At 25.8% G+C, this 16,295-nt stretch carries 16 protein-coding genes; 3 read left to right on the top strand and 13 right to left on the bottom strand.

Annotated elements, in window-relative coordinates; all coding sequences use genetic code 11:
* Positions 1 to 137: 137 nt before the first annotated feature.
* The 5 genes from RYM86_RS13910 to RYM86_RS13890 form a co-directional block, all read right to left on the bottom strand.
* Positions 138 to 1,136 carry a stalk domain-containing protein gene (locus tag RYM86_RS13910; RefSeq protein ID WP_315081217.1) on the bottom strand — a complete coding sequence of 333 codons (999 nt, stop codon included), beginning with the start codon at positions 1,134 to 1,136 and terminating at the stop codon, positions 138 to 140.
* A gap of 178 nt (positions 1,137 to 1,314) precedes the next feature.
* Complete coding sequence (locus tag RYM86_RS13905) at positions 1,315 to 1,479, bottom strand: aspartyl-phosphate phosphatase Spo0E family protein (RefSeq protein WP_315081216.1); 165 nt, start codon at positions 1,477 to 1,479, stop codon at positions 1,315 to 1,317.
* A 121-nt stretch (positions 1,480 to 1,600) separates the two neighbouring features.
* Positions 1,601 to 2,410, bottom strand: a complete 810-nt coding sequence (locus tag RYM86_RS13900) for an EcsC family protein (protein WP_315081214.1) — start codon at positions 2,408 to 2,410, stop codon at positions 1,601 to 1,603.
* A gap of 144 nt (positions 2,411 to 2,554) precedes the next feature.
* Positions 2,555 to 3,058: a GNAT family N-acetyltransferase gene (locus tag RYM86_RS13895; protein WP_315081213.1), complete on the bottom strand. Its 504-nt coding sequence runs from the start codon at positions 3,056 to 3,058 to the stop codon at positions 2,555 to 2,557.
* A 104-nt stretch (positions 3,059 to 3,162) separates the two neighbouring features.
* Positions 3,163 to 3,390, bottom strand: a complete 228-nt coding sequence (locus RYM86_RS13890; protein ID WP_315081211.1) for a hypothetical protein — start codon at positions 3,388 to 3,390, stop codon at positions 3,163 to 3,165.
* 476 nt (positions 3,391 to 3,866) lie between these two features.
* Here RYM86_RS13890 and RYM86_RS13885 point away from each other — a divergent pair, with 476 nt between their 5' ends.
* Positions 3,867 to 4,343 (top strand): hypothetical protein, encoded by a 477-nt coding sequence (locus tag RYM86_RS13885; protein WP_315081210.1) that lies wholly within the window; start codon positions 3,867 to 3,869, stop codon positions 4,341 to 4,343.
* Positions 4,344 to 4,655: 312 nt separating this feature from the next.
* On the opposite strand, the gene RYM86_RS13880 is transcribed toward RYM86_RS13885, so the two are convergent.
* Both RYM86_RS13880 and RYM86_RS13875 read right to left on the bottom strand, forming a co-directional pair.
* On the bottom strand, positions 4,656 to 5,570 hold the full coding sequence (locus tag RYM86_RS13880; protein ID WP_315081209.1) for a DMT family transporter: 915 nt from the start codon (positions 5,568 to 5,570) through the stop codon (positions 4,656 to 4,658).
* 493 nt (positions 5,571 to 6,063) lie between these two features.
* Positions 6,064 to 6,594, bottom strand: a complete 531-nt coding sequence (locus RYM86_RS13875; protein ID WP_315081208.1) for a hypothetical protein — start codon at positions 6,592 to 6,594, stop codon at positions 6,064 to 6,066.
* 351 nt (positions 6,595 to 6,945) lie between these two features.
* On the opposite strand from RYM86_RS13875, the gene lepB reads away from it, so the two are divergent.
* Positions 6,946 to 7,485 (top strand): signal peptidase I, encoded by a 540-nt coding sequence (gene lepB / locus RYM86_RS13870; RefSeq protein ID WP_315081240.1) that lies wholly within the window; start codon positions 6,946 to 6,948, stop codon positions 7,483 to 7,485.
* Positions 7,486 to 7,763: 278 nt separating this feature from the next.
* On the opposite strand, the gene RYM86_RS13865 is transcribed toward lepB, so the two are convergent.
* A complete protein-coding gene (locus RYM86_RS13865; RefSeq protein ID WP_315081239.1) occupies positions 7,764 to 9,500 on the bottom strand; it encodes an oleate hydratase in 1,737 nt (578 codons plus the stop codon).
* 312 nt (positions 9,501 to 9,812) lie between these two features.
* On the bottom strand, positions 9,813 to 10,031 hold the full coding sequence (locus RYM86_RS13860; protein WP_315081207.1) for a DEAD/DEAH box helicase: 219 nt from the start codon (positions 10,029 to 10,031) through the stop codon (positions 9,813 to 9,815).
* A gap of 219 nt (positions 10,032 to 10,250) precedes the next feature.
* Between RYM86_RS13860 and RYM86_RS13855 the strand changes: the two genes are divergently transcribed.
* The gene (locus tag RYM86_RS13855) at positions 10,251 to 11,297 is read left to right on the top strand and encodes a serine hydrolase (protein ID WP_315081205.1); all 1,047 of its coding nucleotides are present in this window, start codon (positions 10,251 to 10,253) and stop codon (positions 11,295 to 11,297) included.
* Between the two features lie 333 nt (positions 11,298 to 11,630).
* Here the strand turns inward: RYM86_RS13855 and RYM86_RS13850 are convergent, their stop codons facing one another.
* Genes RYM86_RS13850 through RYM86_RS13835 form a run of 4 tightly spaced genes read right to left on the bottom strand, consistent with a single transcriptional unit; the run spans position 11,631 to position 16,229 of the window.
* Positions 11,631 to 12,902 carry an ABC transporter permease gene (locus RYM86_RS13850; protein ID WP_315081203.1) on the bottom strand — a complete coding sequence of 424 codons (1,272 nt, stop codon included), beginning with the start codon at positions 12,900 to 12,902 and terminating at the stop codon, positions 11,631 to 11,633.
* The gene (locus RYM86_RS13845; RefSeq protein ID WP_315081201.1) at positions 12,893 to 13,630 is read right to left on the bottom strand and encodes an ABC transporter ATP-binding protein; all 738 of its coding nucleotides are present in this window, start codon (positions 13,628 to 13,630) and stop codon (positions 12,893 to 12,895) included. The genes RYM86_RS13850 and RYM86_RS13845 overlap by 10 nt, the downstream gene beginning before the upstream one ends.
* On the bottom strand, positions 13,623 to 15,047 hold the full coding sequence (locus RYM86_RS13840) for an efflux RND transporter periplasmic adaptor subunit (RefSeq protein WP_315081199.1): 1,425 nt from the start codon (positions 15,045 to 15,047) through the stop codon (positions 13,623 to 13,625). Before RYM86_RS13840 ends, RYM86_RS13845 begins: the two co-directional genes overlap by 8 nt.
* 18 nt (positions 15,048 to 15,065) lie before the next feature.
* A complete protein-coding gene (locus RYM86_RS13835) occupies positions 15,066 to 16,229 on the bottom strand; it encodes a TolC family protein (RefSeq protein WP_315081197.1) in 1,164 nt (387 codons plus the stop codon).
* Positions 16,230 to 16,295 lie beyond the last annotated feature (66 nt).

The raw sequence follows: 16,295 nt of genomic DNA, 5'->3' as shown, positions 1-16,295 counted from the left end.
TTTTAATATTTAGTTTGAGAATTGTAAATTGTAATCTTATTATACTAAAATTTTATATAAGCTGTGTTTTAATTGCTCGTCCAATTTGCTTATGCATATATGATATGAGCAAACTACTAAAACACATCCTTAATAAACTATTCTATTACTATTTTTGCATTTTCAGCTAAATTAAATAATTCTGAACTTACAAAAATAGTGTTATTCTTTACCATTGTTTTATTGCGTAAATAATAGCTAGTATCTTCTGACTCTAACATATCACTATCAACAGCAATAGTATAAGTCTTAGTGCCTTCTTTGGTAATTCTAAGCATTGATGTTTTATTGAACGGTTTAACATCATATCCAAGCTTTTCTGAAACTAAATTTACAGGAAGCATTAATGTTTCCCCTTCCATGAAAGGAGCTTCATTTGCTTTTAAGTTAATCTCTTCGCCATTAATACTTAATTTATCAGCAGAAGCTTTAATTAAACCACTATATTCATAAGGCATAAGTAAACACTTTTCTACATTTACCTTTTCTGGAAGTTCTAAAGTTTGAGGTTCATTTGGATTATACTTTGTCCATAAAAATAATTTTGATCCAACTTTAACATCATCAATAGTTACAATATTTCTTGTTAAATAAGGAGATATATTAGTATCCTTATTTAATGTAGCTTGTAATAGACCATCATCACTTGTAACAGTTATACTTCCATCATCATTTTCCTTTATATCCTGAACTTCCATATAATTAGGAACTTTAAAATCCTGGGGTATATTCACAATGATAGCTTTTGCACTAGTCATAGGTGGCAAACTCATTGTCATTATTGGACTAGTATAAGCATAAACGCTCTCATTTACATCTATATCATCAAGAGAAACTGGTAATCCGCTAACTGCATCTATTATCTTAGTTTCATCTGATATATTTAATATAACATCATTATTTATATTACTTGAGTTTGTAATATGAATTTGTTTATCCCCCTTCTCCTTTACACTCCCCCATGATGATGAAAATTTAGGCATCTGAAATACTTCTTGGTTTGAAGTTGTTACTACATTTGCAGATACATATTGGGGTATTCCTATAATCATTGTTAATGCTATTGCACTTCCTACAATTCTTTTTGTTATTTTCATTTAAATCAACTCCTTCACTTATAAAACAATTCTACTTAGGAAAATGTTGCATTTATTAGAAATTTATTATTGAAAAATTATTTTTTATTAAATAATTTTCTAATCCACATATATTTTTAGCATAAATATGTTCTTAAATTAAAGGAGGAATATTAAAATTCCTCCTCATTTTTTTACATTACTTTTTTAGTTCTTTGAGTAACTTATTATACTCATTTAGAACTTCATCAAGTTCTTGACTAGCTGCAATAACTTTAGGGTCTAATAAATTGTTTTCTTCACTTATAAGTTTTTGCAAAGCTTGTCTTAATTTTAAAATTTTGTTATTCATTTTTTCAACCATTGTAATATTACACCTCCTTTCGCTATCTAATTATCCGCGTCTGAAGGCCTTTTAATTTAAAATATTTTAAAATAAAAAGAACCCTATTAAATCAATAGAGTTCTTATATAGAGATATTTAACTATTTAAGTTTTTGTAAATAGCGCTTCTTATACTTAACTTTAGCTATCTTACTAATATCTTTTATAGTTTTATAATTAGTAAAACTACCTATAACACCTACTATAGGTAATCCTTGTATAAATTTGCTCGTTAACATTGAAGTTGCCATTTTTTTAGATGTTTCATTTATTAGTTCATCTACATTTTGTTCTATTCTAATTCCGCTATTTATTTGTTCTCCTATCTTGTCAATCTTATCAATATATTTTCTTTTTTCTTCTCCTGTAGTCATAGCACTACAAACAATGTGTAAAATATATATTCTTTCATCATCATTATCATAAGAAAATCCATATCCTAAGCTTATTTCATAAATAGTTTTTAATATAACACCTATAAAAATAGGGATATCTGGTAATCCTATACCCAAAACTCCTAGGATTCCTCCCTCTAATACACCTATTGATTTATTTAAAAATACTTTTCTATTGGTTTTTTTGTCAATTTTATTTATATTCTTTTTATTAGTTTGTAAATTAACAGCATAATCATCTATATTAAAGTTTTCATTTATTTTCTCTTTATCAAAACTTTTCTCAATAATTTTTACACCTTTTTTAAAAACAACATTAAATCCTTTTTGAAATGCTAATTGTAATGTTTCTTCAAGTTTATCTGGAATTTTTTCTTCCAGCTTATTTTTATATGGCGATATTTTTTTATTTAAAAAGCTTTCTTTCTTTTCTATTAATAGCTTATCTTCTTTTTTACTAATTATTTTTAATTGCTTTGTCAAAACTTTTTCTTTTTTTGATACAATTTTTCTCATAATTCTAATGCTCCCAATCAATACTAAATTTTATTTTGTATAAACTTTTATTTATATAATACTATAATAATTACCCATATTATAGTAAATTTATATAAATAAAAAGAATGACCTTTACATACATATCATTCTTTTTATAAATTTCTATATTATTTTTTCAAAAGCTATTCTTTTGCTCTTATCTTCTAAATATATTATACCGCAATACTGAAAATTATTTTTTTTAAGTAAATTTTGCATAGCCTTATTTTCTACATGTGTATCTATTTTTATACTATGTACGTCTTTTTCTAAACAAATTTTTTCTGTATTTTTAATAATTTCAGAGGCTATTCCACTTCCTTTATACATTTTATTTACAGCCATTCTATGAATAACTGCATATTTATAATTACTTATCCATTTACCATCATAAATTATGTCATATGTTTTCTCTCCATCAAAAGAAAGTGCTACTGTAGCAACAATTTGTTTATCTTTTAAAAATACATATGAATACTCATTTTTAATATCTTCTTTTATTGTATCTATATTTGGATAGTTATTTTGCCATTGATTTATTTTTTGTTCTTTAAAATATATTTGTGCCTCATTAATAACTTTCATTATATTACTTATATCTTCTTCAGTTGATCTTTTAAAATCCATATACACCCTTCTTTCATAAATAAAAATACATTTAAGTCACTTTAATTACTTAAATGTATTTTAATTTTCTAATTATAAAATTATGTGATTATATTATAATATTTCTATTCTAAAAGTTCCAAAACTTTTTTACCATTAACATTGTGTTTACTGCAAAATCTCATAAATTCTTCATTATATTTTTCATCTGTCATATTAGCAGTCTTTGTAAATTTATCTATTTCTCCACTTTCTGATTTGAAAATACAATCTCCATAAGATGTTTTTCTAAATAATCCATTTTTCAAAATTACATCCACACATCCTAATTGTTTATTAACCATGTACTCCATTCTTCTTCCCCCTATTTTTATTGTAAATTTATCTTACAGCTAACATTTATTCATATCTTTTAATAAAGTATATACTAGTTCTAAAATCTTATTTACTAATAACGTATAATTATTTTTAATACATATTTATAATCTCTCTTTTAAATTTAAATATATTCACTTTAAAATCAATTCCCATTTATTGGTATAATGAAATATTTTAACACAACTAAATATTTTTACAAGTATAGTAATCTGTCAAGACTATAAACATTATTCTTTAATATATAATATCATTGAAATCTTTTCTCTATTTCTATTCTACACTATATAACCTAACAACAATATAGATTAATAAAATCTATGAATTTTTAAGGTAAATTATGTAATATATTCTAAAGTTTTCTTAAATAAATTCGATAATAAAAATACAATCTTATGTTATCTTCTAAAGCATAGCCAATATTAAAAACTATTTATAGAAAGAAAGTGTTTGTATGGAATTTATAAATATGAAAACTACCAATTCTAATATTGATAATTCTTTAAATATTAATACTAAATTGAATACGCATAAAGATTCCAATTTTGTTGACTTTATAAATAAATCAAATAAAATATTAAAGCAACTAAAAACTCAAGATAACATATCTGCTGAAGCCAGAATTGCTATATCTACTATAGAAAAAACTTTAAGTATGAATATAAGTAGCTGTGACTATAAAGATAATGGTAAATTAGATATTATGGGTGTTATAAGAAAACATGGTGATAAACTTTCTACTAGAGATACTAAAGATTTTAGAGATAGTTTAACCACTTTATTAAATCAAGGTTTAATTGAAAGTCATGATTATTTTGAAGCTATAAAATGGATTTCCTTAAGATCAAGCTTCAAAAAAACAAATGATAAATGTGAAGATGAATTAATTAAAAGTGTTGGGGAAATAGATAAAAAATCTGAATATAAATAATCATTAACTAACTTATTTATAAAAAAATAGTAGCTTCTAACTATTAGAAACTACTATTTTTATTTAATTTAAAATTATGTTTTAGCAGAGTGTTGATATATGCATAAGCAAAGTGGGCTGAGTAATTGAACTTAAGAACACTAAAATAAGTATAGTCCCATTTTAGCTTGCTCCCAATATAAAATTGAGACAAGCAGTAAATGTGACAATACTTATTAAGAGTTCTAAAAGTCCAATTACAATGCCACTTCACCTATTGTATATATCAACACACATTTAAAACAGAGCCTCATTTTAAATTAGTATTATATTTTATGACAAATTAGTATTAGATTCTCGAGAAAATTTTATTAAATTGTTATTTTTTAAATTTACTAACTGTGGTAATGCAACCCCTATTAAAATTATAATAACTCCTACCCACTTTATCATAGAAACCTCTTCTTTTAGAATAACAATAGACGCTATAATAGCTACTGGCAATTCTCCTGCTCCAAGAATAGTTGATAGGCCTGTACTTAATTTAGGTGTTCCTATTGCAAAGAATAATACTGGTAACACAGCACCAAATACGCCTAGTATAATTCCATATTTCCATATTCCTTGTGATAAGCATCCATTAGAGAAATAGTTTGGGCAAATAGCAAATGCAACTAATAGTGCTCCTGTTGTTACACAAAAACTTCTATTAACTGATGGTATTTGAGTTTCTACTCTTCCACTAAAAAATACAAATAGGGAATATGAAAGCGCTGCCATAAGTCCAAATAATATTCCGCTAAAACTCCACTTAAAGTCATTACTATTAATTACTCCACTAGCTAATATAGTTCCCATAAATAATATCATAATAGATAATATTTTTATTTTTGATGGGAATTTTTTATCTACTACGGATTCAATTAATACTCCAATCCATGTAAATTGAAATAATAGTACAACAGCAAATGATGCTGGAATACTTTCAAGAGATAAGTAATAAAAAACAGTTGTTGCACATGTACTTATTCCAATTAATGCAAGTGAAATGAACTGTTTTATCGTAATATTTTTTCTAGAGAAGATTAGCATTATGATTAACATAGTTAACCATCCAAATAAAAATTGACTCATAACAACATCTTTAAATACAAACCCATCATTATATGCTAATTTTACTAGTGTCGATAATACGCCATAACAACAAGCCCCTAAAAATACAAATAAAGAACTTTTAAATAAATTCATAATAAACTCCTTTTTTAATTTCAGTAATATAAAATAATTACTTTAAATTTTTATCATTAAGTATAACTAATTATGTAAATATGTATATTCATCTCCTTTCATAAATAATAAAAAAATCGCTAAGTGACTGTGGATCGTCGATTTTTTTTAGCTATGCACCCTTTCCAAACGTAGTGCAGGAATAATGGTGCGGCATATGATTATTTTTTATTCTTTAGGGGACCTCATCATACTTTTAAAATACAGTATTCTAGAAGTTATCCACAGATTATTTAGTAATACAAATTCCTAAATAATAAAAAAAGCCATATATTCTCCCGTTTTGAAACCAAAAAACTGAAAAATATATGGCCATTAGGCAATGATTATTTAATTACTTAAATTATAATATTAATATATATTTTTTTCAAGTATTTATGTTAATGCTCTTCCATCATTTTTGTAACCATTTACAGAAATAGTTATAATATTAAACACACATTTAATGTCATAACTATTCATCATAACTTAAATTAGTATGAATAAGCGATACTACTTTAAATATTCTATACTTTTCTTTTATAGTAAACTCTTGAACTTTTTCTTCTCCTCCCCATAGCTTTACGTTAATTTTTAACTCATTGTTATTATTGCTATAAATAATAACTTCACCAATTATATTGTTAAATTTCATTAAATCTATTACTTTTTTATTAAATTCTTCATATGAATTCTTAACAAATTCTGCTTTTACATCCTTCGGTAAATTATGTGCAAGTATTTCTACAACTGTATCCATATTATCCTTAATTTCATTTGTTACTATATTATTTACCTTATTTTCTATATCTTCAGTTTTAACTTTTTCCTCATTTATATTTTCTTCTAATGCCATCATATCTTGCTTTATGGAATTCATTTCACCAATCACCATATTGATTCTTTTTGTTAATTCACCACTTACCTTGATTATTTTACTAAATTTCTCTATATTATCTTTTTCTTGTTTCAAAATTGAATAGAAATCAGAAACCTTTTTATCCATCACTCTACACCCTAACTTTACTTATTTTTAAGATCATATTTTAAAGATAAGCTATGTCTTAAATATGTATTGATATATTAAATTACTATATCTGGCTTTACTGATGCATATCTATCACTACTGTGCTAAAACATTAACTAAAGATATTATTAATTCACAATAACTATTATCAAATGTAAAATCTACTTTAAACTATACTTTTACATTACATTATTAAAATATATGATTACAAAACATAATTTAGCACAGTAACATAAACAATTTGACAATAACATTATGTAATGATATATTTTAGTTAAAATATGGAAAAATATTTAGAGCACTATACATAAAAATACGGGGGTACTTATGGTGGAAGAAACAAAAAAAGAAACTATATCGAGTAAAATTATTTTTTTAAAAGATTGGCTTATACCTATACTTATAGCTCTTATACTTGGAATTTTAATAAATAAATTTATGTTTTTTAGTGTTTTTGTTCCAACTGGTTCTATGATTCCAACTATAAATGAAGATAACAAGGCACTTGTAACTAGAGTTAATAATCTATCTAGTATTACAAGAGGAGATATAATAGTATTTCAATCTGATGAGCTTAATTTAACATTAGTAAAAAGATTAATTGGTTTACCTGGTGATAAAATAAAAATTAAAAATGGAGTTGTATTTATTAACGGTGAAGAATTAGTTGAAGATTATGTAAAGAATAAAGATTATTCCTATTCTGGTGAATTTGATGTTCCTGAGGGCAAGTATTTCTTTTTAGGTGATAATCGTCCTGATTCAAATGATGCTAGACTTTGGAAAAATCCTTATATTGACGGTTCTCATATAAAAGGAAAATTTAAATTCATTTTCTATCCTTTTGAAGATTTTGGATTTGCAAAATAGTTTTTAATAAAAAGCTATGTTTTAGCAAAGTGTGGATATATGTATACGCAAAGTGAACTGAATAATTGAACTTAGGAATACTAAAAATGAGTATAGTCCCATTTTAGCTTGCTCCTAATATAAAATTGAGACAAGCAGTAAATGTGACAATACTCATTAAGTATTCTCAAAGCTCAATTACAATGCCACTTTGCCTATTACATATATCCACACATATTTAAAACATATCTTAATATTTTATCATTTAAATATATAATTATTTTAAAGCAGAGCTAAATTTAACTATAAGATTTTTTCAATGCTTGCTTTAATATTCTAGGATCCTTTTTATATTGTGTTACCGGACAAATCTTTTTATGCTTTATATTAAATAAAGTATATACTGCCATCCTAGCTGCACGTACAGAATACTCTTCTGTAAACACCATATCTTCTGGTATTTCAACAAATTGACTAATCATTGCAAAATTTGTTGATCCATCTGGAACAACCTTAGGGCGATCACTCATCTTACGTGGTTGAAATTGTGAATCTATATATGGCATCATGCATGGAATAACATTAACTATAGATTCTTTTATTTCATCAAATTCATCTTCAAAATGTAGATGATGTAATAATTCTATTAAAATTTCTTCTCCGGTACAATCACGCATAGGCTTCTTTACATAGTCTCCTTCTCTGTCAGTGTATAAGCCATACCCCCAGAAAATAGTAGTATCTAATGGTTGATTTTTAAAGTGTGGTTGAGCCGCTATAACTATGCTCATTAACCAACTTGAGTTTTTAAAAGTCATTAGTGCTCCACTGCCAGGAATATTTCCTGAAAAACGTTCTATAAGCTTTAATAATTTATTTCCTTTACAAGTTACAGTAAAGCTTTCCCAATTTGTTTGCTCTGGGTGTTTAAAGAATGGTTCTGGATTTCCAAGACCAATTTTCTTTTTAGCTACCTTTTCCCAAAGTTCACTTGACATTGGGCTACCTGGTTTATACTCTGCAGGTGTATTATAATCCCCTAATGTTGCATTATCAGTCATACAACCATTGGTCATAATACATACATCATCATCTTTTAATTCAATTGTTTTTTCTCCTTCTGAATCTTTTATGTGTATTGCAGTAACTGTAATTTTTTCTCCTTCTTTAAAATCTAAATCTGTTACAGTTGCATTAATGCTAAAATCCACTCCAAATCCTTCTAGATAAGACTTTAATGGCATAATAACTGATTCATATTGATTATATGTTGTACGAGTTACTCCTTCTAAGGTTTCAATACGTGAAAATTCAAATATCATACGTTCCATATAACGTTTAAATTCAAATAAACTAGACCACTTTTGAAATGCAAATGTTGTTTGCCACATATACCAAAAATTAGTTTCAAAAAAATGTGGTGTATGTTTAAACCATTCTTCAATAGTCATATCATCTAGCTTTTCCTCTGGAGTTGCCATTAGTTTTCCAAGTGCTAATCGATCGGCATTATTAAACCCCATACTTTTTACATCTTGTATTACACCATCTTTATCAACTAACCTAGCTTGTGCATGTGTAGGATGTAAATGATCAAAATTTAAAATTTCCTCAGTAACGCTTTTTCCTGGAAACTCTAATGATGGAATACTAGAAAATAGTTCCCAGAAGTTTTCATATGTTTCTTCATTCAACATTCTTCCACCACGGCATATAAATCCATTAACTGGATTACCACCACCATCATTGCTACCTCCAAGTATTCTCATACCCTCTATAACATGAATATTTTCACCTTTAAAATTGCAATCTCTTATAAGATAAGCTGCACCGGCTAATGAACCTAAGCCTCCACCTACAAAATACACCTGTTTGTCTTCATTGCTCATATATTCAAATGATTCTGTAAAAATTTTATTTTTAGCTTTATTTCTAACTTTATTTAACCCTAATGTTGCTACTGTTGCTACTCCTGTTATTGCACCTAAAGTAAGTAATATATTGACATTATTATTTTTTTTCATCTTCTTACCCATATAGCATTCCTCAACTTTCATTTTTAACTTATTCATTTTTATCAATATTATATTTTAATCCAATTAAATTACAATTATACAAATTCTATTATAATTTAATTATAAATTATCTGTATAAAAAATACCATTGATTATAATTTTATTATTAAATAAAAGACTCTATTTAAAATATGTTTTAACTACTATCTCCACTTTAATTATACATATATAAATACGTTACTAAAGCATGGACAAATAAAAAATTTAAGCTATAAAAAATTTAAGTATTTTTATAGCTTAAATAAACTTTAGCATTTATTACATTATATTTTTTTAAACACCCTCAAAAATTATCATACCATCTTCTTGGGTTACTAATCCTTTTTGTTCTAACTTTTCTAATTCTATATCCAAATCAAATTTCTTGTTCATTTTATCATCTTTTTCATTCTCATATTTAGAAAAAATCTTTTTAAGTTCATAATAACTTATTTCTTTTGCCTCACTTATCTTATTAATTAATTTTAAAGAATAACTAGAATATTTATTCACAATATCACTCCTTATTATAAATTTAGTATATAATTTATGTAATTAAGTGAGATTACCGAAAATTTCCTTTTGTTGTTATATTATACTAAATATGGTGAGTCAATTATTACTATATTATTAATATTACTTACTATATTAATAATATATAAAAATTTATTGACATCATTTTATATATTTCATACAATTTTTACAACAAACATTTTTAATAGGAGATAAAATATGAGGATTTTAAAGGATTATTTTGTAACATTTTTAATTTTAACTGTATTAATTATCACATTGTTTTTTTGCGTTTATTATTTTCCACAACAATCCGAGGATATAGTACAAGCTAAAAACATTGAATCAAATGAAAATTATGATAAAGTTCATGTTGATGATGATAGTTCTCATAGCTCCGATACAGAAAATATTGAAAATGTTAAAACAGTGGAACCTACAAAACTAATTACTGGCACTAAAATAAGTGAAGATTTATTTAAATCAACTTTAAGTTATAATGAAAAATTAAAAATTTTAAATGATAGTAGATACAATCTTGAAGATAGAATACTTTGTTACTTAGGATATGATAGCGATGGTGTTGGTTTTATATACTATGATTTAAACTCTAATAAATATATTAATCTTAATAAAAATAATACTTTTGTTGCTGCAAGCACTTATAAAGTTAAATTAAATGTACTAACATATGAAAAAAATAAAACAGACAAAAATTTGCTTACTAAAAAATTAGAGTATAAAGATTCTGATTATGAGGAAGGTACTGGAGTACTTCAAAATTTATGTGATATTCCCCCTACTCCAATTAGTGAATTATTAGATTTATCTATAATTAATTCCGATAATATTGCCACTAATATGATTGGTTCATATTTAGGAGGACATGATCAAGTCAGAAAAGAAATTAATGAAATGTTTAATATTTCAATGTCATGCAATGAAAATATAACTACTCCAGAAACTGAATTCAGAATTTTAAAGCATATTTATGATAACAAAAGCGATGTAAATTATTCTCATTTAATTAATGTTTTAAAATCTACTGATTACCATGATAGGATAGATAAATATCTCCCTCATAGCATAGTTGCTCATAAAGTAGGTTCTAGTAATGAATACATACATGATATAGGAATAGTATTTCCAGACAACCCTTACATATTTATAATTTACACAAAAGATTTAGAAAATGCTGAAGAAAAAATAGCTCAAATTTCAAAGGCAATTTATAATTATCAAATCAACCAATATACTAAAAATTAAAATAAAGAGCATATTTCATATTTTAACTAAAAATATATTAGTTATAAGTAGGAAGTTATGCATATTTTTAAGATTAAAATCCAATAAAAATAAAGTAGATAAATCATTTAATTTTGATATACCTACTTTATTTTTTATCTCCATTTTAAGATAATGTTCATATATGTAATAGGTAAAGTGGCATTGTAATTGGACTATACTCATTTTTAGTATTCTTAAGTTCAATTACTATGTTCACTTTGCTTATACATATATCAACAGTCTGCCAAAGCATAACCTATTTTTAAAAATTAATATTCATTATGAACTTTAAAAAGTTATCTTTTTATCAAATTATTCGTATCTTAGAGCTTCAATTGGATCAAGTTTTGCGGCTTTATTAGCAGGATAATATCCAAAGAATACTCCAATGCACATAGAAAATGTAAAACTAATTAATATTGTCGGAATAGATATTGAAACTGGCGATTTTAAAACTAAAGATGTGATAACACCCATACCTATACCTAGTATTATTCCTATTGCACCACCTATTGCACATATTATAGCTGACTCCACTATAAATTGCATTTTAATATGTGAACTCTTAGCTCCCAATGCTTTTCTAGTACCTATTTCTTTAGTTCTTTCAGTAACAGAAACAAGCATTATATTCATTACTCCTATACCACCAACAAGTAATGATATAGCTGCTATTACAGAAATAGCTACAGATACTTTTCCAAGAACAGAAGTCATTTCTTTCAAATTATCTTCCATATTATATGCATCTACTTGCCAGTTTTTATTATTCTTATATAACTTCTTAAAGTGTTCAGTAAGATCTTCTGTTAATTTCATTACATCAACACCTGATGCAGGCTTTACCGTAAAATATGAGTAATTTTTATTTTTATCCGACTCCTTTGCAGTTGTTATTGGAATATATAAGTTCGTTTGCATATCCTTTTCTGATGATCTACTAGATCCATCAAATGGTGATGCCTCAAATTTATATACTCCTACAACTATATAAGTTTGTATATCATCTCCTATATATACTTTAATCTCTTTTCCTAAAGGATCGATATTCTTTTTAAACATATTATTTACAAATTTATCAGATACAACAGCAAGTTTTCTCTTACCCTTAACATCTTTATCACTTATAAATCTACCCTTTAATAAATTTACATTTCTAGTATTCTTATAGCCATCATTTACCCCAACAATATTTACATTGGCATATAAATATCCGTCTTTTGCTTTTCCTGCTCCACTATTCTCTGATAAACTTATTTCATCAATTTCTCCATTAAATTTTCTTTTGCATTCTTCTATTTGTTCCATTGAAAAGCAGTCTTCTTCTTTCAAGTTATCCCATGCATTAGAATCATAACTCATTCCATTTTGGTCATCAGTTTTAGGAGAAACTTCAACATTTATATTAGTAGCCCCACTATTAGCTAAGGTACTTGTTATTGATGAAGTTATAGCATTTCCAATTGATACTATTCCTATAACTGAAGATATTCCAATAATTATTCCAAGCATCGTAAGAACAGAACGCATTTTATTTGATTTAATTCCAGCTATAGCAAGCATTATATTTTCTTTTATAAACATATCTTTTCACCATCTGGAAATTTTCTAGAATAATTTTCATTATATTCTTCTGATATTATTTTCCCGTCCTTTAATGTTATAATTCTTTCAGTTTCTAATGCTAATTCATAATTATGAGTTATAAATACAATTGTTTTCCCTTCTGTTTCATGTACCTTATGAAACAAATCCATAACTAATCTTCCTGTTTCTGAATCTAATGCTCCTGTTGGCTCATCAGCAAGTATTATACTTGGATTATTAGCTAATGCTCGTGCAATTGCTACTCTTTGTTTTTGACCACCTGAAAGCTCATTTGGAAGATGATTTATTCTATCTTCCATTCCAACAAGTTCTAAAAGTCTTTTAGCTTTCTCTATCCTAGTCTTTTTATCTGCGCCTGCATAAAGCATTGGTAATTCAACATTCTTTAATGCAGTACTTCTAGGTATTAAATTAAAAGTTTGAAATACAAATCCTATTTTTTTATTACGTATTTCTGACAATCCGTTATCAGATACCTCATTAACATCTGTATCATCTAATACATAGCGTCCAGATGTTGGTCTATCAAGTGCTCCTATAATGTTCATTAGAGTACTCTTACCTGAGCCAGATGCCCCTACTATTGATACAAATTCACCTTTTCTTATATTTATACTAATATCCTTTAAAATATCTAATTGATTTTGAGTTCCTATATAAAAGCTTTTTATAATATTATTCATTTCAATTATATTATCACTCAATACCTTCACCTCCACTTATTTCAACCACACTTCCAACTGTATAATTGCTTGGTTCAGAAAGTACTTTCATTCCATCCTTTAGTTCATCTCCATAGATTTCAACATTAAAATCTGATTCCATGCCTTTATTTATAGATACTTCTTTAACAATATATTTATTGTCTTCTTGTGCTTCAGCTACATATATGCTAAGACCATTTTCATTTTCAACTATGCTTTCATGAGGAATTGCATAAACATCATTTTTTTCTTCCAAAATAATATTTAATCTTGCTTTCATTCCTATCTTTATCTTTTCATTCATCTCATTAAATTTCACTTTAGCTTCGAAAGTAACATCTCCACTATTTGATATAGAATTACCAGTAGCCATAGTAGGTTCATCAACTTTAGCTGTAGGACTAATTTCACTTATTTCTCCTAAAAGTTCTAAATCATCCGTTGCATCTGTTTTTATTGTAGTTTTTTGACCGACTTTTATATTAGCAATGTCGACTTCCTTAATAGATGCTTTTATGATTAAATTATTTAAATCTTCTATTTTAAATAATGTTCCTGTGCTTGGACTTCCTACAGTTGCATTAACAGTAGTGATAGTTCCATCTACTGGTGCTTTAATTGTACATTCATCTAATTCTTTCTTTTTATTTTCAAGTGCAACACGTTCACTTTTATTTTCATAAGCTATTTTAGCACTTTCATAGCTATTTTGTGCATTTTTTAAATCTTCTTGTATTTTTAGTTTCGCATTTTCCAACTCAACATTAGCTTTGTTATAATCATCTTTAGCTTTATTATAATCATTTTCTGATTTTTTAAATTCCTGACTAGATATCTCTCCATATCCTAAAATTGTCTTGTTATATTGATATAATCTTTCTGCATCTTCTAAATTCATTTTGGCTGTTTCTAACGTTGAGTTTGCATTTATAAGATCTGTATTAAGATTATTCTCATTTATGTAAACTATATTGTCATACGCTCTTTTTTTACTATCAAGATCTAACTTACTATTTGACTCAGAAGCATTTAAAGTTTCTGTTAATTGCTCTATTTCCTTTGTTAAATTTTCAGTATCTAATACAGCTAAAACGTCTCCAATCTTAACTTCATCTCCAACTTTAACCTTAACTTCTTTGACTATATTACTTGAATTTGTATAAACATTTGTAGAATTTTCACTTTTCACTTCACCTAAAACATTAATACTATTAACTATATTAGTTTTGTTAAGAACAGTATTTTGAGCTTGCATATTAGGAGTCTTAGATGAAAACATCTTAAATGCAATTCCTACAATAACCAGCATAGTTACAACTAACACAACTATCTTTTTTTTACTCATACGTTTTTTAGAATTTTTTACTTTTGAAATAATGTTTTTAGGACTCAAATTTTTTATTTGTATCTTATTCATAATTTATATCACTCCACTCTAATATCCATCTTTCATTTTTATATAACTTAAATAATCCATATATAGATTGTTTACTTGTGATATAAAATCTTGATTTTTATTATTTAAATTTACTTCTAATTCATCTACTTGCTTTTTTGAGGCAAATCCATAATTATATTTAGTTTGCATGATTAAAGCATCATTTTGACTTTTATCTAATTTTTCATCGCTGGTTTTTACTAAATCCCTTGAAAGAATAAGATTATTATATCTTTTTTGAAATTCTGTCTTAACTTTTTCTTCTTCCTGCCTTAATGAAATTTTATTATTTTTAATTTCATAATCACTTATGTCTGAGTCGTCTTTCACTTTATCATTTTCCATATCTTTTATTTTTAGATCTATATTATTTAATAGCATATCATCTAAATCTTCTTCAAGATTTATTTTAGAAATTTTATTAAGATCCGTCTTTATATTAGTATCAACTTTTATATCTGTATTACTTGGCACTCCTAAAGAAAATAATAAATCTTTTAACTCATTTTTTTCTTTAATCTCTATTTCTTTTAGCTCATTGTTAAAGTCAGTAATATCGTCTAAATTCTTATCATACTCTTTTTTAGATATAAATCCATTGCCATACTTTATATTATTTATTTCTACTTGTTTATTTTTAAAATTAGTCTCATATTGCTTTAATTCTTTTTTTAATAAGGTATCTACATATTGTATATATTGTCTTTGTGTTGATTCAATTAAACCTTGTAAATCCTTTTCATATCTTATATTAGATACTTTTAAATTGTGTTTTGCAGTGACTTTATCATCTTTTAATGAATCTAATTCTTTCTTTGCATTCTTTAAATCATTCTTTAAACCCTCTAACGTATTATCTTCTTTGTCATTGGAAGATTTAAGTTGTTCTTCTGGCTTAACTTCAGGTTTATAATTATTGACTTGATTTTCTAAACTACTTACTTCACTTTCTGCCTCATCAATTTCATCTAAAAGATCTTTATACTTTTCTTTATCTTTTTTTAAATTGTTTTTCATTATTTTTAAATTAGGACTATACTCAGTTATAATTTCTTCTATATTTTCCATAGAAAGTTGTATATTTTCTCTTGTTGCTGCTTGTACACTTATTTGATTCATGAACACAAACAATAATAGTAAAATTCCAGTTATTCGTTTCAAAATTTTATTCCTCCTAAAAATAAATTAAAATATTTTCCATTCAAGCTTTTCTTATATAAAGTAAAA

Origin of the sequence: uncultured Clostridium sp., assembly GCF_963527835.1 — a bacterium.
Lineage (GTDB): Bacteria > Bacillota > Clostridia > Clostridiales > Clostridiaceae > Clostridium.
This window is presented reverse-complemented; position numbering and strand designations above follow the sequence as displayed.

Coding starts and splice junctions, on each gene's coding strand:
- RYM86_RS13895 (WP_315081213.1), bottom strand. CDS start 3,058: ATGGATTTTAAAAGATCAACTGAAGAAGATATAAGTAATATAATGAAA.
- RYM86_RS13910 (WP_315081217.1), bottom strand. CDS start 1,136: ATGAAAATAACAAAAAGAATTGTAGGAAGTGCAATAGCATTAACAATG.
- RYM86_RS13840 (WP_315081199.1), bottom strand. CDS start 15,047: ATGAATAAGATACAAATAAAAAATTTGAGTCCTAAAAACATTATTTCA.
- RYM86_RS13865 (WP_315081239.1), bottom strand. CDS start 9,500: ATGGGTAAGAAGATGAAAAAAAATAATAATGTCAATATATTACTTACT.
- RYM86_RS13900 (WP_315081214.1), bottom strand. CDS start 2,410: ATGAGAAAAATTGTATCAAAAAAAGAAAAAGTTTTGACAAAGCAATTA.
- RYM86_RS13850 (WP_315081203.1), bottom strand. CDS start 12,902: ATGTTTATAAAAGAAAATATAATGCTTGCTATAGCTGGAATTAAATCA.
- RYM86_RS13885 (WP_315081210.1), top strand. CDS start 3,867: ATGGAATTTATAAATATGAAAACTACCAATTCTAATATTGATAATTCT.
- RYM86_RS13890 (WP_315081211.1), bottom strand. CDS start 3,390: ATGGAGTACATGGTTAATAAACAATTAGGATGTGTGGATGTAATTTTG.
- RYM86_RS13875 (WP_315081208.1), bottom strand. CDS start 6,594: ATGGATAAAAAGGTTTCTGATTTCTATTCAATTTTGAAACAAGAAAAA.
- RYM86_RS13880 (WP_315081209.1), bottom strand. CDS start 5,570: ATGAATTTATTTAAAAGTTCTTTATTTGTATTTTTAGGGGCTTGTTGT.
- RYM86_RS13855 (WP_315081205.1), top strand. CDS start 10,251: ATGAGGATTTTAAAGGATTATTTTGTAACATTTTTAATTTTAACTGTA.
- RYM86_RS13905 (WP_315081216.1), bottom strand. CDS start 1,479: ATGGTTGAAAAAATGAATAACAAAATTTTAAAATTAAGACAAGCTTTG.